This window comes from Glutamicibacter sp., assembly GCF_050701915.1.
GTDB lineage: Bacteria > Actinomycetota > Actinomycetes > Actinomycetales > Micrococcaceae > Glutamicibacter.
In genome coordinates, this window is the sequence record NZ_JBOGEG010000013.1 from 20,824 (window position 1) to 41,423 (window position 20,600).

Here is a 20,600-nt window from a genome sequence, read left to right on the forward strand (position 1 = left end):
ACAAATTACCCCATTTCCCCTTTCGCGGTGACACAAAGCACACCGACCCCTGCCAGAGGATGTAACTTTGATCACAGAGAAAATATTTGTGACTACGTGGAAGGACGCGAACACAGTGAGTGATTCGAAAACCTTGGACAACTTGTCGACCGAAACCCGTTCCTTTGCCCCGAGCAAGGACTTCAGCGATCACGCCATCGCCACACAGGCCCGCTACGACGCAGCCAATGCAGACCGCCTGGGCTATTGGGCGGACCAGGCACGTCAGGTACTGACCTGGGACACCGATTTCACCGAAACCCTGGACTGGTCGCAGGCGCCGGTTGCCAAGTGGTTCGTAGGCGGCAAGCTCAACGCAGCCTACAACGCGCTGGACCGCCACGTGGAAAACGGCCTGGGCGACCGCGTGGCCATCTACTTCGAAGGCGAACCGGGCGATACCCGCACCTACACCTACGCGCAGCTGACCGAAGAGGTCAAGAAGGCCGCCAACGCTTTCGAGTCCCTGGGCGTAGCCAAGGGCGACCGCGTGGCCGTCTATCTGCCAATGATCCCGGAAGCCGTGATCACGATGCTGGCCTGCGCCCGCATCGGCGCCATCCACTCGGTGGTCTTCGGCGGCTTCTCCGCCGACGCGCTGCGCAGCCGCATCGATGATGCGGACGCGAAGCTCGTGGTCACCGCCGATGGCACCTGGCGCCGCGGCAAGCCTTCTTCGCTGAAGCCGGCAGTGGATGCGGCCCTGGAAGCACCGGGCCACACCGTGGAAAACGTGCTGGTGGTCAAGCGCAACGGCGAGCCGACCGAATTCGGCGCACTGGACAAGTGGTGGGATGACGTAGTCGGCACCGCAGCCACCGAGCACACCGCAGTGGCCCACGATTCCGAGCACCCGTTGTTCGTGCTGTACACCTCGGGTACCACCGGCAAGCCCAAGGGCATCGTGCACACCACCGGCGGCTTCCTGGTCCAGGGCGCAGCCACTCACCGCGACACCTTCGATCTGCACCCTGAAACCGACGTTTTCTGGTGCACCGCGGACATCGGCTGGGTTACCGGCCACTCCTACGTCACCTACGCGCCACTGGTCAACGGCGCCACCCAGGTGATCTACGAAGGCACCCCGGACACCCCGCACCAGGGCCGCTGGTGGGAACTGGTGGAAAAGTACGGCGTCACCATCCTGTACACCGCGCCAACCGCAATCCGCACCTTCATGAAGTGGGGCCGCGAAATCCCGGATGGCTACGACCTGTCCTCCCTGCGCGTGCTGGGTTCGGTAGGCGAACCGATCAACCCGGAAGCATGGATGTGGTACCGCGATGTCATCGGCACCAACAACGGCAAGAACGGCGAACGCAAGGAACACCCGGCCCCGATCGTGGACACCTGGTGGCAGACCGAAACCGGTGCGCACATGATCGCGCCGCTGCCGGGCGTCACCGCAACCAAGCCGGGTTCGGCCCAGGTGGCCGTGCCGGGCATCGCCATTGACGTGGTGGACGAGGCCGGCGAATCCGTGGCCGACGGCGAGGGCGGCTTCCTGGTCATCCGCGAACCGTGGCCTGCGATGCTGCGCGGCATCTGGGGCGACATGGAACGCTACAAGGACACCTACTGGTCGCGATTCGATGGCATGTACTTCGCCGGCGACGGCGCGAAGAAGGACGCCGACGGCGATATCTGGCTGCTGGGCCGCGTGGATGACGTGATGAACGTATCCGGGCACCGCCTGTCCACCACCGAGATCGAGTCCTCGCTGGTCGCCCACCCGTACGTGGCAGAGGCCGCAGTGGTGGGAGCGAAGGACGAGACCACCGGCGAGGCTGTGGTCGCCTTCGTGATCCTGCAAACCGAGCCGGCTGAAGGCGAGGATGTGGTGGCGACCCTGCGCAACCACGTGGGCAAGGATATCGGCCCGATCGCCAAGCCGAAGCATGTGCTGGTGGTTCCAGAACTGCCTAAGACCCGCTCGGGCAAGATCATGCGCCGCCTGCTCAAGGACGTGGCCGAAGGCCGCGAGGTCGGCGATGCCACCACGCTGTCCGATTCAACTGTGATGAGCCAGATCGCGCAGTCCATGGGCAAGTAGCCGCTGCACGCTCAAGCGCAGCAAGCCGTCGTTCTGCCACACCGCTGGTGTGGAAGAACGACGGCTTCTTGTATTACGGGGCTAGTGAATTTGGGCGGCAATTTCCCGGTTGTGTAATAGATTTGAGTTCATGACTGAGAACGCATCGAACACCATCTTGCTGCTCAACGGCCCCAACCTGAATCTGCTGGGCACCCGGGAGCCGGAAATCTATGGCCATGACACCCTGGCCGATGTCGAGCAGCTGGCCCGGGATACCGCCACTGCCCTCGGCTTTGAATTGCGCGCCTTGCAGTCCAACCACGAGGGCGTGCTCATTGACGCGATTCACGAGGCCCGCACTACCGCAGCCGGCATCATCATGAACCCCGGCGCTTTCACCCATACCTCTGTAGCTATTGCCGATGCCATCAGCGGCGTGCAGCTGCCAGCCATCGAGGTGCACATCTCCAACGTGCACAAGCGCGAAGCGTTCCGCCACCATTCGTTCATCTCGCCGGTAGCCAGCTCGATCATCATCGGCGCGGGCGTGCACGGCTACAAGTTGGCAGTTCAGCAGCTCGCGCATTTGCTGGGCAAGTAGCAGCAGGCCCTAGCCGGTGACGCAGTCGCCGGTCTTGATGCTGGTGCGCCGGTCCCCGCCCAGTTCCATGGCATTCTCGATCTCTTCGAGGCTCAGGGCGAAGCCCACCTCGTCATCGCTGCGCGACTTGGCGAAGATCAACCCCACCGCGTCACCGGCTTCATCCAGCAGCGGTCCGCCGGAATTGCCCTGGGCTACTTCCGCGGTGAGCTGGTAGACGGAAATTCGAGATGGATCCATGCCGTAGATATTGGCAATGGAGACGAAGGCACGAGAAGCGATCAGGGCTCCGCGGATCTGCTGCGGGCCGCCAGCCGGGTGGCCGACAAAGGTTGCCGAGTCGCCGCGCATCAGGTCATCAGCGGCCAGGTCGATAGGCTCTGCCTGCAACCCTTCGACGTAAAGCAGCGCGATGTCGGCCTTGGGATCGAAATAAACAACTTTTCCGCGGTGAACTTCGTCACCGCCGACTTCCACGGTAGCAGCGCTCAAACCGGCGACCACGTGCGCGTTGGTCATGACCAACTCGTGGTCGACAACGAAGCCTGAACCGGTCAGGTTCACTCCGCATTGCACTGCGGTACCGGAGATCTTGGCGGCCGATTGCGCCGCTGCCAGTTGCTGGTCGTTAGCTGCCCATTCGGTGTTGGCTGGGGCCTGCACCGGAGGCGCGAAAGGCTCCAAGAACGCAGGGAGGGTTTCGGCGATCACCTTGGAGCGTGCGGTGGAAATGGCAGCATCGACAAACTCGGGTGTCAGGCCGCGAATTGAGTCGATCATCTTGGACTTGCTGATCTCCAGCGAAAGCCTTGGGATACCCATGCTTGACGTGGAAAAGGCCAAGCCACCGATGATTGTGGCGGTAATGAACACCGACAGCACGCCGCCGGCAAACCGGTCTGCCGCGCGCAGGAAATCGACATTCATCCAGTGGCGGATGCGGGTTGCAATCACCCGTCCCAGAGCTTGGCCGAGAATGATCAGCACGGCCGCAGTAGCTACCATCAGGCCAACACGCCACCAAGGGTTCGTAGCAAAAGTGGAAACCAGCGGGATGGCGAAGAAAGCGGCGACTCCGCCGACAATTAAGCCGAGCATATCGCCGATGGTCAGCAGGAAACCTCGACGAACTCCAATGATGAAAAACGTCAGCAAAACAGCGCAGATGACTACGTCGAGCCAGCTGAAAATTCCGAGCACCAAGACCCCAGTTCATTCATAAAGTTCGTATAGACCCAAGGTACCCTTAGAAGCTGATGGATTTCTGCGAGCAGATTCGCGAGTTTTAGTCGAATGTGCGTGATTTTCAACATTTTCTTGGTTAAACCACGTGTGGAAACTGTCACATTGTTACCGAATACGGCACAATGAAGTAAGCGCCTACTACTGTTGACAGGAGATTTAATGGATATCGAGGTACTGCGTCGCGCGCCACTGTTTGCGTCGCTTGGTGATGAAGTATTCGCCGCGCTAACCGAAGAATTGACCGAGGTTGATCTGTCCCGCGGCGCATCAGTGTTCCGTGAAGGCGATCAGGGCGACCGTCTGTACTTCATCGTTTCCGGCAAGATCAAGCTGGGTCGCACCTCTTCGGATGGTCGCGAAAACCTGATTGCTGTTCTTGGCCCAGGCGAACTGTTTGGCGAGATGGCATTGTTCGATCCGCACCCACGCAACGCAACTGCAACTGCCGTGTCGGAGACCCGCCTGGCGGGCCTGAGCCACGAAAACATGCGCAAGGCTATCCTGAACTCCCCTGAGGTCTCGATTCAGCTGCTGCAGGCTCTGGCTGCACGTCTGCGTCGCACCAATGAGTCCCTGGCCGATCTGGTCTTCTCTGACGTTCCTGGCCGTGTTGCCAAGGCTCTGTTGGATCTGGCTGACCGCTTCGGTCGTCCGGCTACCGACGGCATCCTGGTTGCCCACGAGCTCACCCAGGAAGAGCTGGCTCAGCTTGTTGGAGCTTCCCGCGAAACCGTGAACAAGGCTCTGGCCGAGTTCGTACAGCGTGGCTGGCTGCGCCTGGAAGCACGCGCCGTCGTGATCCTGGACATCCAGCGTCTGCGCCAGCGCTCGCGCTAAACCGCAGTAATGCATTTCAGGCCGAAAATCCTTCAAGGATTTTCGGCCTGATTTGTTTTAAGTTCTGTTCTCAGTGCCCGGCAGAGGTCTGCCATGGGCGGGAGGACTCAGCGCTCATGGAGCCCAGGACTTCCAAATAGTAAATGCCATCGCGCACCAGCAGGTCCGGATGCTTGAGATTCAAGGAACGAGCACGCGAAAGGTAGGCTACCACTCCGTTGGCCTCCGCCATGGCCTCCAGGATCATCTCCACCGCCGGGTAGCTGATCTCCGAGAGCGCGAGGTCCACCGTGTTGGGCTGGCCAATGCTGTCTCCCAGCTCGTTGGTGTTGCGCTTGGCCAATATGTCCCCGGCCGCACACCAGCGCCCCCATTTGCCTTTGCCACGCAGCAAAGCGGCATCCTGGCGGTTCGGCACGGTGGCGGTGAAGTACCAGGTGTCGAAGCGACGCAAGGCAAAGTTCGGGTTCAGCCAATGGGATACCGGACGCAACAGGTCGGTGCGTAGGCCAAGTCCGCGGCGACGCAGGAATTCATCGAAGGCGAGGTCCTGCCCGGCGATTGCTTCGCGGGCGGCCATCCACTCTTCGGCATCGGTCATTTCCACCACGGATTGCTCATCGGTTCCGGCAAGCAGAATTCCGGTTTCCTCGAAGAGCTCACGGATGGCGCAAACGATATACGCCTGCGCCAACTGCTGGTCCAGCAGGTCCATGCGCTTGGACCATTGGGACAGGCTCGGGCCGAACCATTGGTAGGTGGCCCGGTCGCTCGCCTCGTGGCTACCGCCAGGAAAGGCTACGTTGCCCATAGGAGAGCCGCCGGGGCGATAAGTCAGATAGGTTTCCACGCCATGGGAAGAATCCCTCACAAGGCACACAGAGGAGGCGCGTCGCGGGGTGCGCGGGGTGCGCGAACCGAATGAGAACCAGTTTTCGGCGGTGGCGATTTGATGCGGTGGCAAGTCAAAGAGCCGACGCACCATACCGCTGCGCGGCCCCGATGGGAAAGCCCGTCGGGGCCGCGCAGCAGGAAGCTGGCTTGAATTACTCAAATTCAGCGATGACCTCAACCTCGACAGGTGCATCCAGTGGCAGTACGGCAACGCCGACGGCCGAGCGTGCGTGCAGGCCTGCATCGCCGAGTACCTCGCCGAAGAATTCCGATGCACCGTTGATAACTCCTGGCTGTCCGGTGAAGTCCGGTGCGGACGACACGAAACCGACGACCTTCACGATGCGCTTAATGCGATCTAGATCACCAATTTCGGCCTTGATGGCGGCTAGCGCGTTGAGCGCAGCGGTCTGCGCCTGGGCCTTCGCTTCCTCGGCTGAAACCTCGGCGCCAACCTTTCCAACCGCTGTGAGTTCGCCCTTAATCAGCGGAAGCTGGCCGGAAGTGTAAACATAGTTGCCAGTGGTCACTGCTGGCAGGTAGGCGGCTACCGGCTTTGCCACAGCTGGCAAGGCATGGCCGAGCTCGGCAAGGCGGGCCTCGACACGCGAGGAAGTAGCTTCTTGCATGGGATTTCTCCTTCAGTAAATGTTGTTGCTAGTTACGCTTTCGGACGCTTCATGTAGGCCACTGGAGATGAGCCGTTAGGCCCTGGAACCACTGTTACCAGCTCCCAGCCATCGTCACCCCACTGGTCCAAAATCTGCTTCGTAGCGTGAATCAAAAGCGGCAAAGTGGCGTATTCCCATTTAGTCATACTCGATACGTTAGCGCGTCCTTGTAAACTAGTGGGTATGGCAGCCAAGAAGTCCCCCTTTTTTGATACCGCTACCACCCTGGGAAAAGTCGTTGCATTCTTCGGAATCAGCGCCCTGTGTGGTGTGCTCGCAGCAGGCATGCTCGTGCCCATTGCAGCTATCGCTAAAACCGGTTTGACCACCGGCAACAACATCGTCAGCGCGCTCCCAAGCTCGTTTGAAAAGCTCCCCATTCCGGAGCCTTCCACGATCCTTGACGCGGATGGCAAGACCATTGCGAACTTCTACCAGCAAAATCGCCAGCCTGTGAAGCTAGATGACATCTCGCCGAACATGCGCAAGGCGATCATCTCGGTGGAAGATGAGCGATTCTACGAGCACAAGGGCATTGATCCCAAGGGCATCGCCCGTGCAGTAGTTGGCAACCTCACCTCTTCGAGCCGCTCTGGTGCTTCCACCTTGACCCAGCAGTACGTGAACAACCTGCTGGTGAACAACCAGGAACTGACCGGCTCCACTGAGTCCACCGTTTCCGGCCAGAAGGACTATGCAGATAAGATCCGCGAGCTGAAGTACGCGGTGGCCATCGAGAAGGAAATGTCTAAGGACGAGATCCTGGAGGGCTACCTGAACCTGGTGCTGTTCTCGGGTCGAGAGTACGGCGTGCAGGCTGCCGCTCAGCACTTCTACTCCATCGATGCCAAGGACCTGAACGTGCAGCAGTCGGCGATGCTCGCCGGCATGGTCCAGTTGCCAAACGTCTACAACCCGCTCAACAACCCTGAGCGTTCCATCGATCGCCGCAACAAGGTGCTGGGCAATATGTACCGCGCCGGTGCGATTACCAAGAAGGAATACGACAAGGCGGTGAAGTCGGATCTCGACCTTAAGCCTAGTAAGTCCCAGTCTTCCGGCTGTTATTCGGCTGGCGATGACGCTTTCTTCTGCGATCTTGCCACCGAACTGGTTCTGCAAAACGAGTCGTTGGGAAAGACCCGCGAGGACCGTGAAAACATGTTGTACAGGGGCGGCCTAACTATCAAGACGACTTTGAACAGCAAGCTCAATCAGAAGGCCGCAAAGGATGCGCGCAAGGCCATCGACCCGGAAGCCAAGTCGAATACAGACGTGGCATCCGCCATTGTGTCAGTAGAACCAGGTACTGGAAACATTCTGGCTATGGCACAAAACACGGCTTATGACCCTGCTGGCGGTCACGGAAAAACTACTCTGAATTATTCTGTTGAGCGTTCTCTAGGTGGCGCCGGTGGTTTCCAAGCTGGTTCAACTATGAAGCCCTACACCACACTGGCATGGCTTAAAGAGGGCCACAATATGTGGGACACCATTGATGCCACTCGGCAGGACTATTCAGGTTCCTACCGTTGGAGAGCTTCTTGCTTGGATGGCGGTTCTACCCGAACCTACGATAATTGGCATGTTGGCAATGCGTCACGCGGCTTCGCCCGGAAAATGAAAGTTAACTACGGCCTCAAGTGGTCAGTTAACTCTGCAACGGTTGCAGAAGCGGCAAAACTCGATCTGTGCAATATTACCGATTACACCGAGAAGCTGGGTTTGCTAGATTACGACAGCGGTGAAGGGAAACCGATTTCCCCCGCGGCTCCCGCCTTCGTTATCGGTACTCCTAAGATCACCCCACTGGCACAGGCCGCTGCATTTGCGGCATTTGCCAACAGAGGCGAATACTGCGAGCCACGGGCAATCACCTCGATCACTGACAAAGATGGTACTGACTACAAAGTTCAGAAGAAGAGCTGTTCGCAGGAAATTGATCCGACGTACGTTGCTGACTTGAACGGAACACTGAAGTCTATTGCAACTGACCGAGTTTCTAAGGGCAGAGTTTCAGGTCCGATCGCTGGTAAAACTGGTACGAATAACTGGTCGACTTCAACTTGGTTCGTGGGCTACACGACGGGCATTTCCACTGCAGCTTGGGTGGGACGAGTCAATGCGACCGCAGCCGAGGAAAAGAACACGCTTCAGGGTTCGATGATCAACGACCAGCGGGCTTCAATGGTGCTCGACTCCTCGACCTACGCTGCACCGCTGTGGGTGGACTTCATGGAAGAGGCTGTGCACGAATACGAGCGCAACAACTTCGGTTCGGCCCGTCGCCAGCCGCCTCCACCAAAGCCGAAGGAAGAAGACGATTCCAAGTCCGACTCAGATGAGAAGGATAATGACAAGGAAGAGTCGAAGGAAGATCCCAAGCCCAAGGAAGAATCCTCGCCGAAGCCCGAGTCCGATAACAAGGACAAAGGCAACGGAAATGGCAATGGAAACGGAAACGGCAAAAAGTCCGATGACTAGCTAAACGGCTGCAAAGGCCGCGTTCAACTTTGGTTGGACGCGGCCTTTCGGTTTAGATTGGCATAGGAGTACTTCATCAGAGGTTGCCTCCGGGCTTGAAAGGACGATGGCACAGAAGTCATGGTTGAACAGAATAATTTCGCTTCGGCACTGCGTCATGCCGCTGGTACTGCTGCCCTCACTGCCTCCGGCGCCCTAGCCATCGGCGGCGCCTTGGTGGGCTACGGCATGCTGGAGGCCCAGAAGTTCGGGCTGCGCAACGAAACGCTCAAGGTCCTGCCACGCGGATACCGCGACATCAAGGTTCTGCACCTTTCGGACATCCACATGGTTCCGGGGCAGGAAACCAAAGCCCAGTGGCTACGCGGCCTGGCAGACCTGAAGCCCGACTTTGTCATCAACACCGGTGACAACCTCAGCCACCGCAAGGGCGTGCCGGATTTGGTCAACGCGCTGGAGCCGCTGATGGCTTTCCCGGGCGCGTTCGTCCCCGGATCGAATTGCTACTACGCTCCGAAGCTGAAGAATCCGTTCAGGTACTTGGCTCCTTCCACCGGAACCCCCAAGCCCGCCCCGCGCGACCAGCTGCCGTTCGAAGAAATGCACCGGGCTTTCGGCAGCGCCGGCTGGATCAACATGTCCAACCGTGCGCACTCCACTGTGCTCAATGGCCTGCGCCTGGATCTGACCGGTGTCGACGATCCGCACATCGACCGCGACCACTTCGCTGGCTGGCCACGCGGCTCCTCCTCCAGCGACCAGGCGCCCCACGTGCGCATTGCGCTCACCCACGCGCCCTACCAGCGGGTGCTGGACCAATTCACCGAGGCGCAGGCTGATGTCATTTTCGCTGGCCACACCCACGGCGGCCAGGTGTGCATCCCGGGTTATGGCGCTTTGGTCTCCAACTGCGATCTGCCGACTTGGCGCGCACGCGGCCTGAGTGATTGGGAGTACAACGGCAACACCGTGCCGTTGAATGTTTCCGCTGGCGTGGGCACCTCGCGATTCGCGCCGATTCGTTTTGCCTGCCCGCCGGAAGCAGTGCTGGTCACCCTGGCGGCCCGCGACTAAGGCACGAATAATTCTACGGGTAATCCCCGGTCAAGCACCTTGCTGGTGCTCGGCCGGGGATTATTTGCATTCATTGTGAAGCACTTCTTTCCCATAGTGGCGGATTGATTGAATTATCCCAACTACTGCCGGTAGTCTGTAACTCTGTCAAACTTCTGGATGAATGCGGGGTACCGTGGCTCAAGCTCAACAGGCCGGTTCGAATGATCCGGTCCCGCTCTCCGCAACACTGAAGCGGCTCGCTCCCTTCGTCAAGCCGATCTTCCCCCGGCTCTTTTGCGGTTTCCTCTGCGCGCTCGGCGCCGGTATCGTCGCGCTGGCCATCCCCCAGGTCCTCGCCTGGCTGGTGAATGTCGTCCTGCATCGTGATGGAGCGGCCTCGGAGGTGTGGCTCTCTGTTGGCATCGTTGCCGCTTTGGGCCTTGTCGAGGCCCTGCTGATCTTCCTGCGCCGCCAATTCGTGCTGAATCCCGCAGCCGGTCTTGAAGCACAGATGCGCATCCGCTTCTACAAGCACCTGCAGCGCCTGCCAGTGGCGTTCCACGAACGCTGGGGCTCGGGGCAGCTTCTCTCCCGCTCCATGTCGGACCTGTCCCTGTTGCGCCGCTGGCTCGCATTTGGCGCGATGATGCTGGTTGTCGAAACCGTCACCGTCATCACCGGCCTGGTGCTGATGCTCACCCATTCGTGGATCCTGGGATTGCTCTACCTGCTGGGATCTATCCCGATTGCCATCAAGGCCTACCGCTTCCGCAATGACTACCGGGCCGCCAGCCGGCGCAGCCAGGACCAAGCTGGTGATCTGGCCACCGCGGTGGAAGAATCCGTGCACGGCATCCGCGTCATCAAGGCCTTCGGCCGCGGGCCGCATGTCTACGAGGGCTTCAGCGCCCAAGCCAAGTCCCTGCAGGAAACCGAAATAACCAAGGCCAAGACGCTGGCCAGCTTCCTGCTCACCGTCGTTGCGGTGCCCGAAACCATTCTGGGCATCGGCTTGTTCATCGGCATTGCCCAGGTCGCCAACGGCACGCTGAGCGTCGGCTCGCTGGTGGCCTACTTCGCCATCGCCGCGGTCATCGCCGGCCCCGTCGAGGGCATGGGCATGCTGCTGGGCATGACACTGAGCACCAAAACGGCGCTGGACCGCCACTTCGAGGTGATGGATTCCATCAATGACATCGATTCCCCCGCGCAGCCCCGGATCCCTGCAGAACGCGATGGCAGCGTGAAGCTGGAGCATGTGCGCTTCGCCTACCCGGATACCGCCGGCACCCACCGGCCGATCCTGGCCGATATCAATCTGGAGATCCGCCCCGGGGAAACCATGGCCCTGGTAGGCATCACCGGTTCGGGCAAGTCCACCTTGCTGAACCTGGTTCCGCGCCTGCATGAAGCCACCGCCGGCGAGGTGCTCATCCACGGCCAGAACGTCAAGGACTGGGACCTCGGGGAACTGCGAACCGAAATCGCTGTGGCTTTCGAGGACACCACCTTGTTCTCCACCACCATCCGCGGCAACGTGTTGCTCGGCGCCCCGGAAAACTTGAATGAGCAGCAGCGCGAAGCGCTGCTCGCCGAAGCCCTGGACGTCGCCCAGGCGCAGTTCGCCTATGCGCTGCCCGAAGGGGTAGACACCCTGATCGGCGAAGAAGGCCTGTCGCTATCCGGCGGGCAGCGCCAGCGCATCGCCTTGGCCCGCGCCATCGCAGCGCGCCCGAGCGTCCTGGTCCTCGACGACCCGCTGTCGGCCCTGGATGTGCGCACCGAGGAACTGGTCACCGAGAGGCTGCGCGCAGTCCTGGCCGGGACCACCACGCTGATCGTGGCGCACCGGCCCTCGACCGTGATGCTCGCCGACCGCGTGGCGCTGCTGCGCGATGGCCGCATCGATGCAGTGGGAAGCCACACCCACCTGTTGAGCACCAATGAGCATTACCGTTTCGTCATCGCCAGCCTGGATGACGAAGACCAGCCAGCCACCGTGGAGGTCTCCCGATGAGCAAGCCCCTGGGCGTCGCCAATGAAGACGCCATCAAGCTCTCTGCCTCCGAACGCAAGGTCGTGCGGCAGCGTTCCTTCCGGCTCCTGGCCTTGCTCGCCGTACCGCAGAAGAAGCTGTTCATCCTCACCGTGGTGCTGGTGCTGGTCTCCAACGCGGCGCGCGTGCTGCTTCCGGTGCTGATCGCCTTCGCGATCGACTGGACCTTGCCGCAGGTGCGCGAAGGCAACTGGGGCGCCCTGGGGATGACCGGGGCCGGGTACATCCTGTGCGCGATCCTCAGCGGCGTGCTGCTCTCCTGGTACATCACCAGCGCTGCGAAGATCTCCCAGGCGATGCTCCTGGACCTTCGCCAGCAGGTCTTCCGCCATACCCAGCGGTTGAGCCTCGAATTCCATGAGAGCTACACCTCCGGGCGGATCATCTCCCGGCAGACCTCCGATCTGGAAACGCTGCGCGAGCTGCTGGATCAAGGCGTCTCGGAACTAGCCTCCTCCTGCGTGTTTGTGGTCTTCACCCTGGCCTCGATTTTCTTCCTCGATTGGCGCAGCGGCCTGGTGGTCTGCGTGGCCGCCATCCCGGTAACCATCCTCTTCTTCTGGTACCAGCGCCGTTCCGAGGTCCTCTACCGCGAATCCCGTGTGGTCTCGGCCAAGGTCATCTCCACCTTCGTGGAGACCATGACCGGCATCCGCGCGGTCAAGGCCTTCCGCCGCGAAGAAGCCAACGACGAGAACTACTCGGATCTCGCGGAGCAGTACCGGGTGAACTCGGTCCGTTCCTTCAACCTCTTCGGGGTCCTGCAGCCGGGACTGGTCATGATCGGCAACCTGACCGTGGCCGCGTTGCTGGCCTACGGCGGATTCCGCATCATCGACGGCACCATGCAGGTCGGTGCCATGGTGGCCATCCTGCTGGCCTCCAAGCGCCTGTTCCAGCCAGTCGAGCAGATCGCCATGTTCTACTCCTCGCTGCAATCGGCCACCGCCGCCCTGGAGAAGGTCTCGGGGCTGCTGGAGGAAGAACCGACTGTGCGCGAGCCTGCGGCGCCGCGGACCATCCGCAAGGTGGCCGGCGAGCTGGTCTTCAAGGATGCGGTCTTCGGCTACGGCGACGGCCCGGTGATCATGGAGGAATTCGACCTGCGGATCCCGGCCGGGCAAACCGTGGCCGTGGTGGGCCAGACCGGTGCCGGCAAGTCCACGCTGGCCAAGCTCATTGCCCGCTTCTACGACCTGCGTTCGGGTACCTTGGAACTGGATTCGGTGCCGATCAACGAGCTGTCGAACAAGGAACTGCGCCAGCACGTCGTAATGGTCACCCAGGAGGCGTTCCTCTTCTCCGGATCGGTGGCCGAGAACATCGCGCTGGGCCGGCCGGGTGCCTCGCCGGAGGATATCGAGTCCGCCGCCCGCGCGGTAGGCGCCCACGAGTTCATCATGGATCTGCCCGAGGGCTACGATACCGACGTGAACAAGCGAGGCGGACGGGTCTCGGCCGGCCAGCGCCAGCTGATTTCCTTCGCCCGCGCCTTCCTGGCCGATCCTGCGGTGCTGATCCTGGATGAGGCCACCAGCTCCTTGGATATCCCTTCGGAACGGGCCGTGCAGCGCGGACTGCAAACCCTGCTGGGCAACCGCACCGCGCTGATCATCGCGCACCGATTGTCTACCGTGCAGATCGCGGACCGCGTGCTGGTGGTCCACGATGGCAAGATCACCGAGGACGGCACCCCGGCGCAGCTGATTGCCGATGAAGGGCGCTTCGCTGCCCTGCACAAGGCGTGGAAGGATTCGCTGGTCTGATCCGCCCAAGACAGAGCAAAGCCCTCCGCAGATCATTTCGATCAGCGGAGGGCTTTGCTCTGCGTGGTTGTTCGGCGCCTTGGCCTATGCGCTGAAGACCTGGCCGGTCAGTCGTTCGTAGGCCTCGATGTAGCGGGCGCGGGTCTTCTCGATGATCCCGGCTGGCAACTGCGGCGGTTCTTCGCCCGAGTTCTTGTCCCAACCCGATTCGGCCGAGGTCAGCCAGTCGCGGACGAACTGCTTGTCGAAGCTGGCCTGCGCCTGGCCCGGCTTGTAGGATTCGGCATCCCAGAAACGCGAGGAATCCGGGGTCAGCACCTCATCGCCCAGGGTGATCTCGCCGGTTGCAGGATCAGCACCGAACTCCACCTTGGTATCGGCCAGGATAATGCCGCGCGTGCGGGCGATCTGCTCGGCCTGCTCGTACAGGGCCACGGTCTTCTCGCGCAGCGCCTCGGAAACTTCGGCGCCAACGCGTTCTACGGTCTGCGCGAAGGAGATGTTCTCGTCGTGCTCCCCCACCTCGGCCTTGGCCGATGGGGTGAACAACGCCGGTTCCAGGCGCGAGCCATCCACCAGCCCTGCCGGCAATGGCAGCTCGCATACGGTCTGCGAGGCCTTGTACTCGGCCAGGCCGGATCCGGTCAGGTATCCGCGGGCGATGCACTCGATCGGGTACATCTCAAGCTTCTTGCACACCATCGCGCGTCCGGCCACCGCGGCGGGAACGTCGGTGGAGATCACGTGGTTGGCGAAATCGCCCAGCTGCTCGAACCACCACAGGCTGAGCTGGGTCAGCACCTTGCCCTTGTCGGGGATTTCGCTGGCCAGCACGAAGTCGTAGGCGCTGATGCGGTCGGAGGCCACGACGAGGACACGGTCGGTGTCTTCGAAGCTGGCTCCTGCAGGTACGTACAGGTCGCGTACCTTGCCCGAGTAGAAATGGTCCCAACCTTCTAGGTCGAGCACTTCGGTCTGGAATCCTGCCATGAGTTCTGTAGTCCTCTACTTGCTTTCGTTGGCGATTACGATTTCGCCGCGTTCGGCCTTCAACGCAATGTCGGTGCGTGACTGGGCACCATCCCAGCTGATCTCGGCAACGCCGGCATACGCGGCGGCGCGGGCCGCGGCGAGGTCATCACCCAGGCCCACCACGGCCAGCACGCGGCCACCGGAAACAATGATGTTCCCTTCAGCATCAGTGGAGGTACCGGCATGCATCACGTGCACGCCATCAATTCCGTTGGCTGCCTCCAGGCCGGAGATCACCGCGCCCTTGACCGGGGTGTCCGGGTAGTTCTCGGCGGCGATGACCACATCAACTGCGGTCTGCGAGGACCAGGTCAGCTGCTCGGCATCATCGAGCCGGCCCTTGGCAGCAGCCAGCAGCACACCGCCCAGCGGGGTCTTCAGGCGGGCAAGGACAGCTTGGGTTTCCGGGTCGCCGAAGCGGGCATTGAATTCGATGACGCGGATGCCGCGCCTGGTGATCGCCAAGCCGCAGTACAGCACGCCGGTGAACGGGGTGCCGCGCTTGTCCATTTCGCGCAGGGTTGGGTAGGCGACGCGGTCCATGACCTCGTCGACAAAGCTCTCCGGCAGCCATTGCAGCGGCGAGTAGGCGCCCATGCCACCGGTGTTCGGGCCCTCGTCGTTATCGAAGATGCGCTTGAAGTCCTGTGCCGGGGACAGCGGAACTGCGTGCTTGCCATCGCAGATGACAAACAGGGAAACTTCTGGGCCATCGAGGAATTCTTCGATGACTACGGTGCCGCCGGCCGCGAAGCAGGCTTCTGCGTGCTCCAGCGCTTCGTCGCGATCGCTGGTGACCACGACGCCCTTGCCGGCGGCCAGGCCGTCGTCCTTGACTACGTACGGCGCACCGAAGTCATCCAGCGCGCTGGCGGCTTCTTCGCGGTTGGTGGCCACATGGGCCATGGCGGTAGGAACTTCAGCGGCAGCCATGACGTTCTTGGCAAAAGCCTTGGACGCTTCGAGCTGCGCGGCAGCCTGGGTTGGGCCGAAGACCGGGATCTGCGCGGCGATCAGCGCATCGGAGACACCGGAGGCCAGTGGCGCTTCGGGGCCGACGACCACCAGATCGCTGCCCAGTTCCCGGGCGAGCGCGACGACTGCGGCAGGGTCCTGCGCATCGATCGCGTGGGTGGTGACGTCCTGTGCGATACCGGCGTTGCCGGGGGCGCAATGAACTTCGTTGACGTAGGGGTCTGCACTCAGTGCACGGACAATTGCATGCTCACGGCCGCCTGGGCCAATAACCAGTACCTTCACCCGGTCGAGTTTACCGGAGATCCAACGGGTCAACCGCGTCTATGACGCACAGGCATTGAGCGTATTCCCCGTCATTAACCTGCCGCTTGGCGCCTGCCCGCCGGGCGGATTCGGGGCCAGCGGGCCCAAAGTGCTCCTTGGAAGCCTTCAGCCCAGCACCATGGCAGCGTCCAACCGGCGCTCGGCGGGCTGAACTAGAGTTAGCATGGCTGGAATTCTTGTTTTTACAGATCCACAGTAGATGCCCAGCGCACACAAATATGACGTTTCTCCGTCATTGAGAGAAAGTGGAATTGACCCATGGCAATCAAACGGCGCGTTGATGAAACCGCTGGCCGAGCAGCCTTGCGCGAATGGTCAGGAACCGCGCAGGGACAAGGAAAAATGGCCCGCCCGGTGCTCGCCACCGCGGTGCGTTTTTCTCTGGAGGAACTAGCCTCGCGCGCCGAGGGCAACTCGGTCGAGGTACGCGTTCCGCCATTCGGTGTGACTCAGTGCATAGCAGGGCCCCGGCATACCCGCGGAACACCCCCAAATGTGGTCGAAATGCCTGCTGAACTCTGGCTTTCCCTTGCTACTGGCCGTATCGGCTGGGCCGAGGCCTTGCAGACTGGGCAATTGCACGCTTCGGGACTTAGGGCAGACTTGTCAGCGCACCTACCACTTATTGAGTACCCTTAAGGGTATGGAGCAACACCCCGCTACCCCGTCTTCTGCCGATCAGAGTGTTGAAGTGCAAATTCACTCGTCGCCCAAGTTCTGGCCGTTCATTTTGACTTTCGCGGTCTTTGGCGCGCTAGTCGGTCTCATCATTGGCCTGCTTGGCGAACCGTCGCAGGATTACACCCGTACCTCGGCATCCGGATTCTTTGCAATATTTGGTGCAGGTCTGGGCGTAGGTATCGGCGCATTGGCATATGTGATTGTTGATCGCGTGACCTCACGCAAAACCACCAAGCATCTGGCAGTTCCTCTGGCCGAGGACACTGACTCCAGCGGACTACAAGGCTAGGCAGCTTTTCTCCTGAATTAGAAGAGCAGGCGGCCGCGCACCTGGCCGCCACCCACCACATTTTTGGTCGGTGTCGACCAACTGGAACATGAGAGAATAACCAACATGGCGCGTGGAGATGGATTCCTAAATCACGACCTGCTTCCAAGCGAAAAAGGGCCGCAGGATGAATGCGGCGTTTTCGGCGTTTGGGCTCCTGGCGAAGAGGTCGCAAAACTAACCTATTACGGCCTGTACGCACTGCAGCACCGCGGACAGGAATCCGCCGGTATTGCCACTAGCGACGGTGCGCGTATCAACGTCTACAAGGACATGGGCCTGGTCTCCCAGGTGTTCGACGAGAATACGCTGAACTCCATGACCGGCCAGTTGGCTATCGGCCACTGCCGCTACTCAACCACCGGTGCCAGCCACTGGGCCAATGCGCAGCCGACCTTGGGCCCGACCCAGACCGGTACCGTCGCCCTGGCTCACAACGGCAACCTGACCAACTCCGCCGATCTGGCCGATATGGTCACCGCCAAGCAGCAGGCTGAAGGCGGCAAGGTCCGCGGCGAACTCGCCCAGGGCAACACCACCGACACAGCTTTGGTCACCGCCTTGCTGGCCGGTTCCGAAGGCCAGTCGCTGGAAGAAACCGCACTGGAGCTGCTGCCGAAGATCGAAGGCGCATTCTGCTTCGTCTTCATGAACGAGGACACCCTCTACGCAGCCCGCGACCCGCATGGTGTTCGCCCGCTGGTTCTGGGCCGCCTGGACCGAGGCTGGGTGGTTGCTTCCGAGCAGCCGGCACTGGCTACCGTCGGCGCCTCGTTCATCCGCGAAATCGAACCAGGCGAAATGATCGCCATCGACGAGAACGGTGTGCGTTCCACCCGCTTTGCCGAAGCCACCCCCAAGGGCTGCGTCTTCGAGTACGTCTACCTGGCTCGCCCCGATGCTGCCATTGCCGGCCGCTCGGTCTACGAATCCCGTGTGGAGATGGGCCGCCAGCTGGCCCGCGAGAACAGCGCGGATGCGGACATCGTGATCCCGGTTCCGGAGTCCGGCACCCCGGCCGCCATTGGCTACGCCGAGGAATCCGGCATTCCATTCACCCATGGCTTCGTGAAGAACGCCTACGTGGGCCGTACCTTCATCCAGCCATCGCAGACCCTGCGCCAGCTGGGCATCAAGCTCAAGCTCAACGCGCTGGAAACCGTGCTGCGCGGCAAGCGCGTGGTCGTGGTCGATGATTCGATTGTCCGCGGCAACACCCAGCGCGCGGTGGTGCGCATGCTGCGCGAGGCCGGTGCCGCCGAGGTGCATGTGAAGATTTCCTCGCCTCCGGTGAAGTGGCCTTGCTTCTACGGCATCGACTTCGCCTCGCGTGCCGAGCTGATCGCCAACGGCGCGGCCGTGGATGAGATCGCGACCTCCATCGGCGCGGACTCATTGGCCTACATTTCCGAAGACGGCATGATCGAAGCTACCCGCCAGCCGCGCGAGCGCCTGTGCACCGCGTGCTTCACCGGCGAATACCCGATCGCCTTGCCGAACGAAGAGCGCCGCGGCAAGAACCTGCTCGAGCGCAGCAACCAGGGCGGCTGCGAGCCAGGTCCTGATGCCGAGTTCGAAACCAACAGCTAATCCCCTTCACGATCCCCAACCATCTCGTTGCAAAGGGCGCCGGAAAAGCGGCGCCCAGAACAGAAAAGGAACCGACTGCCATGAGCGGCAATGATCAGCAGCCAACTTCCATCACCTATGCCGGTGCCGGCGTTGACGTTGAGGCCGGTGACCGTGCCGTTGAGTTGATGAAGGGCGCGATCAAGGCAACCCACACCGCGGGCGTTGTCGGAGGGGTCGGCGGCTTCGCCGGGCTCTTCGACGTATCGTTCCTGACCGGTTACAAGAAGCCTTACCTGGCTACCTCCACCGACGGGGTAGGCACCAAGGTTGCCATCGCCCAGAAGCTGGATATCCACGACACCATCGGCCAGGACCTGGTCGGCATGGTGGTCGACGACATCGTCGTAGTCGGCGCCAAGCCGCTGTTCATGACCGACTACATCGCCACCGGCAAGGTTGTCCCGGAGCGCATCGCGGATATCGTGCGCGGCATCGCCGAAGGCTGCAAGCTGGCCGGCACCGCGCTGGTCGGCGGCGAAACCGCAGAGCACCCGGGCCTGCTGGCCGAGGACGAATACGATGTTGCCGGTGCTGCTACTGGTGTCATCGAAGCTGACCAGCTGCTAGGCCCGGAGCGCGTGCAGGCCGGCGACGTAGTCATCGGCATGGCGTCCTCGGGCATCCACTCCAATGGCTACTCGCTGGTGCGCCGCGTGATCGCCCACGCCAAGTGGGAGCTGGAGCGCGAGGTTGCCGAGTTCGGCAAGACCCTGGGCGAGGAACTGCTGGTCCCAACCCGCATCTACACCACCGCTTGCCTGGATCTGGTGGGCGAGCTGAACGACGGCGAGAACTTCGGCGTACACGGATTCAGCCACGTCACCGGTGGCGGCCTGGCAGCCAACCTGGCTCGCGTGCTGCCCCAGGGCCTGATGGCTCGCGTGGAGCGCTCGACCTGGTCCCTGCCAGCGGTCTTCTCCACCATCGCCCAGCTGGGCAACGTGCCGCAGCCTGACCTTGAGCGCACCCTGAACCTGGGTGTGGGCATGGTTGCTGTTGTTGACCCTGCTGTAGCTGATCGTGCCGTAGAGCTGCTGAACAAGGCTGGCATGGGCGCTTGGGTCATGGGCGGCGTCGAGAACATCGATCCTTCGGCTGCCGATGCCGGACTGGACTTCGTCCAGGGAGCCAAGGGCGTTGACGGCGGCGCAGTGCTGCTGACCGGCAGCTACGCCAAGTAGTACTCGCAGCATCTAGTTCCTTGCCGATGCGCCGCGCTGATCCCAGCGCGGCGCATCGGTTCTTTAACGCCATCGCCATGCGAATGAGGGTGCAGGGTTGACCGGAGCCACCTGCCCGGCTTCCTGCGCCAGGCGTTGCTGCCGGTGGTGCTGTGCCGGTGCGAGCTCCCGTCCGTTCGTGGCTACCGCGGCAAAGCAGGGGCCGGCAACCAGATTGACCCGGTGTGCTCGCGGCGCAATTCGCGCTCCCCTAGCTCAGCTTCCTGCCGGTGGGAAGCAATCGGCAAGGTGCGCCGCAACCGATCAACCCGCAACGTGTCCTAGGAATACTCGTTCAGCAATGCGTTCCCCTTCATCGCAGGCGGCCGCTCTTCGGTGAGCTGCGAGGCATTGATCCGCGATACGCCAGCGGGACTGGCCGGGATGCCCTCGGGGCTCCACGCGGCCAGCAGGGGCCGGACCTTGAGGTGCGGCGTAATGTCCTTGAGCTCGTGCAGCCAGCGCATCAGCGCTTCGGCCGCAATTCCATCACCGGGCTTTGCCTTGCTGCCCAATCCCACGGGCCTCCCGCAATTGAACATGTTGGCGGCCAGCTCGACATGCCGGGCATAATTGCCCACCTCGAGCGATTCGATGCGGGCAAGTGATGGCCGCGGAGCGCAGCTCGGACGGCGTTCGGTTTCCGCGAGGAATTCCTCGGTATACTCATGGGCGCTAATTGCCCTGACCAGCATTGGGCACACATAATCAGTGTGCCTTG

General features: G+C 61.6%; 17 protein-coding genes. 11 read left to right on the forward strand and 6 right to left on the reverse strand.

Features of this window, described 5'->3' with window-relative positions; genetic code table 11:
• The first annotated feature begins 115 nt into the window (after nucleotides 1-115).
• Nucleotides 116-2,092 (forward strand): acetate--CoA ligase, encoded by a 1,977-nt coding sequence (gene acs, locus ACRDT3_RS09705; protein ID WP_431492788.1) that lies wholly within the window; start codon nucleotides 116-118, stop codon nucleotides 2,090-2,092.
• Nucleotides 2,093-2,222: 130 nt separating this feature from the next.
• Nucleotides 2,223-2,675, forward strand: coding sequence for a type II 3-dehydroquinate dehydratase (gene aroQ, locus ACRDT3_RS09710; protein ID WP_431492789.1), 453 nt, complete (start codon nucleotides 2,223-2,225; stop codon nucleotides 2,673-2,675).
• A gap of 9 nt (nucleotides 2,676-2,684) precedes the next feature.
• On the opposite strand, the gene ACRDT3_RS09715 is transcribed toward aroQ, so the two are convergent.
• Nucleotides 2,685-3,875, reverse strand: coding sequence for a MarP family serine protease (locus tag ACRDT3_RS09715; protein ID WP_431492829.1), 1,191 nt, complete (start codon nucleotides 3,873-3,875; stop codon nucleotides 2,685-2,687).
• Between the two features lie 204 nt (nucleotides 3,876-4,079).
• Here ACRDT3_RS09715 and ACRDT3_RS09720 point away from each other — a divergent pair, with 204 nt between their 5' ends.
• Nucleotides 4,080-4,757: a Crp/Fnr family transcriptional regulator gene (locus tag ACRDT3_RS09720; RefSeq protein ID WP_022874282.1), complete on the forward strand. Its 678-nt coding sequence runs from the start codon at nucleotides 4,080-4,082 to the stop codon at nucleotides 4,755-4,757.
• Nucleotides 4,758-4,827: 70 nt separating this feature from the next.
• On the opposite strand, the gene ACRDT3_RS09725 is transcribed toward ACRDT3_RS09720, so the two are convergent.
• Both ACRDT3_RS09725 and ACRDT3_RS09730 read right to left on the reverse strand, forming a co-directional pair.
• The gene (locus tag ACRDT3_RS09725) at nucleotides 4,828-5,742 is read right to left on the reverse strand and encodes an NUDIX hydrolase (protein WP_431492830.1); all 915 of its coding nucleotides are present in this window, start codon (nucleotides 5,740-5,742) and stop codon (nucleotides 4,828-4,830) included.
• Nucleotides 5,743-5,803: 61 nt separating this feature from the next.
• Nucleotides 5,804-6,280, reverse strand: a complete 477-nt coding sequence (locus ACRDT3_RS09730) for a RidA family protein (RefSeq protein WP_105656982.1) — start codon at nucleotides 6,278-6,280, stop codon at nucleotides 5,804-5,806.
• Between the two features lie 225 nt (nucleotides 6,281-6,505).
• Here ACRDT3_RS09730 and ACRDT3_RS09735 point away from each other — a divergent pair, with 225 nt between their 5' ends.
• The 4 genes from ACRDT3_RS09735 to ACRDT3_RS09750 all read left to right on the forward strand — a co-directional run bounded on the left by ACRDT3_RS09735 (nucleotide 6,506) and on the right by ACRDT3_RS09750 (nucleotide 13,684).
• Nucleotides 6,506-8,806 (forward strand): transglycosylase domain-containing protein, encoded by a 2,301-nt coding sequence (locus ACRDT3_RS09735; RefSeq protein ID WP_431492790.1) that lies wholly within the window; start codon nucleotides 6,506-6,508, stop codon nucleotides 8,804-8,806.
• Between the two features lie 120 nt (nucleotides 8,807-8,926).
• The gene (locus ACRDT3_RS09740) at nucleotides 8,927-9,880 is read left to right on the forward strand and encodes a metallophosphoesterase (protein ID WP_431492791.1); all 954 of its coding nucleotides are present in this window, start codon (nucleotides 8,927-8,929) and stop codon (nucleotides 9,878-9,880) included.
• A gap of 163 nt (nucleotides 9,881-10,043) precedes the next feature.
• Nucleotides 10,044-11,879: an ABC transporter ATP-binding protein gene (locus tag ACRDT3_RS09745; RefSeq protein WP_431492792.1), complete on the forward strand. Its 1,836-nt coding sequence runs from the start codon at nucleotides 10,044-10,046 to the stop codon at nucleotides 11,877-11,879.
• The gene (locus ACRDT3_RS09750) at nucleotides 11,876-13,684 is read left to right on the forward strand and encodes an ABC transporter ATP-binding protein (protein ID WP_431492793.1); all 1,809 of its coding nucleotides are present in this window, start codon (nucleotides 11,876-11,878) and stop codon (nucleotides 13,682-13,684) included. The genes ACRDT3_RS09745 and ACRDT3_RS09750 overlap by 4 nt, the downstream gene beginning before the upstream one ends.
• A gap of 84 nt (nucleotides 13,685-13,768) precedes the next feature.
• On the opposite strand, the gene ACRDT3_RS09755 is transcribed toward ACRDT3_RS09750, so the two are convergent.
• Together ACRDT3_RS09755 and purD are read right to left on the reverse strand one after the other, a co-directional pair.
• Complete coding sequence (locus ACRDT3_RS09755) at nucleotides 13,769-14,674, reverse strand: phosphoribosylaminoimidazolesuccinocarboxamide synthase (protein ID WP_431492794.1); 906 nt, start codon at nucleotides 14,672-14,674, stop codon at nucleotides 13,769-13,771.
• A 15-nt stretch (nucleotides 14,675-14,689) separates the two neighbouring features.
• Entirely contained in the window at nucleotides 14,690-15,976 is a 1,287-nt protein-coding gene (purD, locus tag ACRDT3_RS09760) for a phosphoribosylamine--glycine ligase (RefSeq protein WP_431492831.1), read from the reverse strand.
• Nucleotides 15,977-16,276: 300 nt separating this feature from the next.
• Here purD and ACRDT3_RS09765 point away from each other — a divergent pair, with 300 nt between their 5' ends.
• The 4 genes from ACRDT3_RS09765 to purM all read left to right on the forward strand — a co-directional run bounded on the left by ACRDT3_RS09765 (nucleotide 16,277) and on the right by purM (nucleotide 19,840).
• The gene (locus ACRDT3_RS09765) at nucleotides 16,277-16,657 is read left to right on the forward strand and encodes a sterol carrier family protein (RefSeq protein ID WP_431492795.1); all 381 of its coding nucleotides are present in this window, start codon (nucleotides 16,277-16,279) and stop codon (nucleotides 16,655-16,657) included.
• Nucleotides 16,658-16,661: 4 nt separating this feature from the next.
• Entirely contained in the window at nucleotides 16,662-16,988 is a 327-nt protein-coding gene (locus ACRDT3_RS09770; protein WP_431492796.1) for a hypothetical protein, read from the forward strand.
• A 105-nt stretch (nucleotides 16,989-17,093) separates the two neighbouring features.
• Nucleotides 17,094-18,617, forward strand: a complete 1,524-nt coding sequence (purF, locus tag ACRDT3_RS09775; protein WP_431492797.1) for an amidophosphoribosyltransferase — start codon at nucleotides 17,094-17,096, stop codon at nucleotides 18,615-18,617.
• A gap of 80 nt (nucleotides 18,618-18,697) precedes the next feature.
• Complete coding sequence (gene purM, locus ACRDT3_RS09780) at nucleotides 18,698-19,840, forward strand: phosphoribosylformylglycinamidine cyclo-ligase (RefSeq protein WP_431492798.1); 1,143 nt, start codon at nucleotides 18,698-18,700, stop codon at nucleotides 19,838-19,840.
• A gap of 320 nt (nucleotides 19,841-20,160) precedes the next feature.
• On the opposite strand, the gene ACRDT3_RS09785 is transcribed toward purM, so the two are convergent.
• Complete coding sequence (locus ACRDT3_RS09785) at nucleotides 20,161-20,574, reverse strand: hypothetical protein (protein ID WP_431492799.1); 414 nt, start codon at nucleotides 20,572-20,574, stop codon at nucleotides 20,161-20,163.
• Between the last annotated feature and the right edge of the window lie 26 nt (nucleotides 20,575-20,600).

Coding starts and splice junctions, on each gene's coding strand:
- ACRDT3_RS09785 (WP_431492799.1), bottom strand. CDS start 20,574: ATGCTGGTCAGGGCAATTAGCGCCCATGAGTATACCGAGGAATTCCTC.
- ACRDT3_RS09740 (WP_431492791.1), top strand. CDS start 8,927: ATGGTTGAACAGAATAATTTCGCTTCGGCACTGCGTCATGCCGCTGGT.
- purF (WP_431492797.1), top strand. CDS start 17,094: ATGGCGCGTGGAGATGGATTCCTAAATCACGACCTGCTTCCAAGCGAA.
- purM (WP_431492798.1), top strand. CDS start 18,698: ATGAGCGGCAATGATCAGCAGCCAACTTCCATCACCTATGCCGGTGCC.
- ACRDT3_RS09755 (WP_431492794.1), bottom strand. CDS start 14,674: ATGGCAGGATTCCAGACCGAAGTGCTCGACCTAGAAGGTTGGGACCAT.
- aroQ (WP_431492789.1), top strand. CDS start 2,223: ATGACTGAGAACGCATCGAACACCATCTTGCTGCTCAACGGCCCCAAC.
- ACRDT3_RS09745 (WP_431492792.1), top strand. CDS start 10,044: ATGCGGGGTACCGTGGCTCAAGCTCAACAGGCCGGTTCGAATGATCCG.
- ACRDT3_RS09765 (WP_431492795.1), top strand. CDS start 16,277: ATGGCAATCAAACGGCGCGTTGATGAAACCGCTGGCCGAGCAGCCTTG.
- ACRDT3_RS09725 (WP_431492830.1), bottom strand. CDS start 5,742: ATGGTGCGTCGGCTCTTTGACTTGCCACCGCATCAAATCGCCACCGCC.
- ACRDT3_RS09750 (WP_431492793.1), top strand. CDS start 11,876: ATGAGCAAGCCCCTGGGCGTCGCCAATGAAGACGCCATCAAGCTCTCT.
- ACRDT3_RS09770 (WP_431492796.1), top strand. CDS start 16,662: ATGGAGCAACACCCCGCTACCCCGTCTTCTGCCGATCAGAGTGTTGAA.
- ACRDT3_RS09720 (WP_022874282.1), top strand. CDS start 4,080: ATGGATATCGAGGTACTGCGTCGCGCGCCACTGTTTGCGTCGCTTGGT.
- ACRDT3_RS09730 (WP_105656982.1), bottom strand. CDS start 6,280: ATGCAAGAAGCTACTTCCTCGCGTGTCGAGGCCCGCCTTGCCGAGCTC.
- ACRDT3_RS09735 (WP_431492790.1), top strand. CDS start 6,506: ATGGCAGCCAAGAAGTCCCCCTTTTTTGATACCGCTACCACCCTGGGA.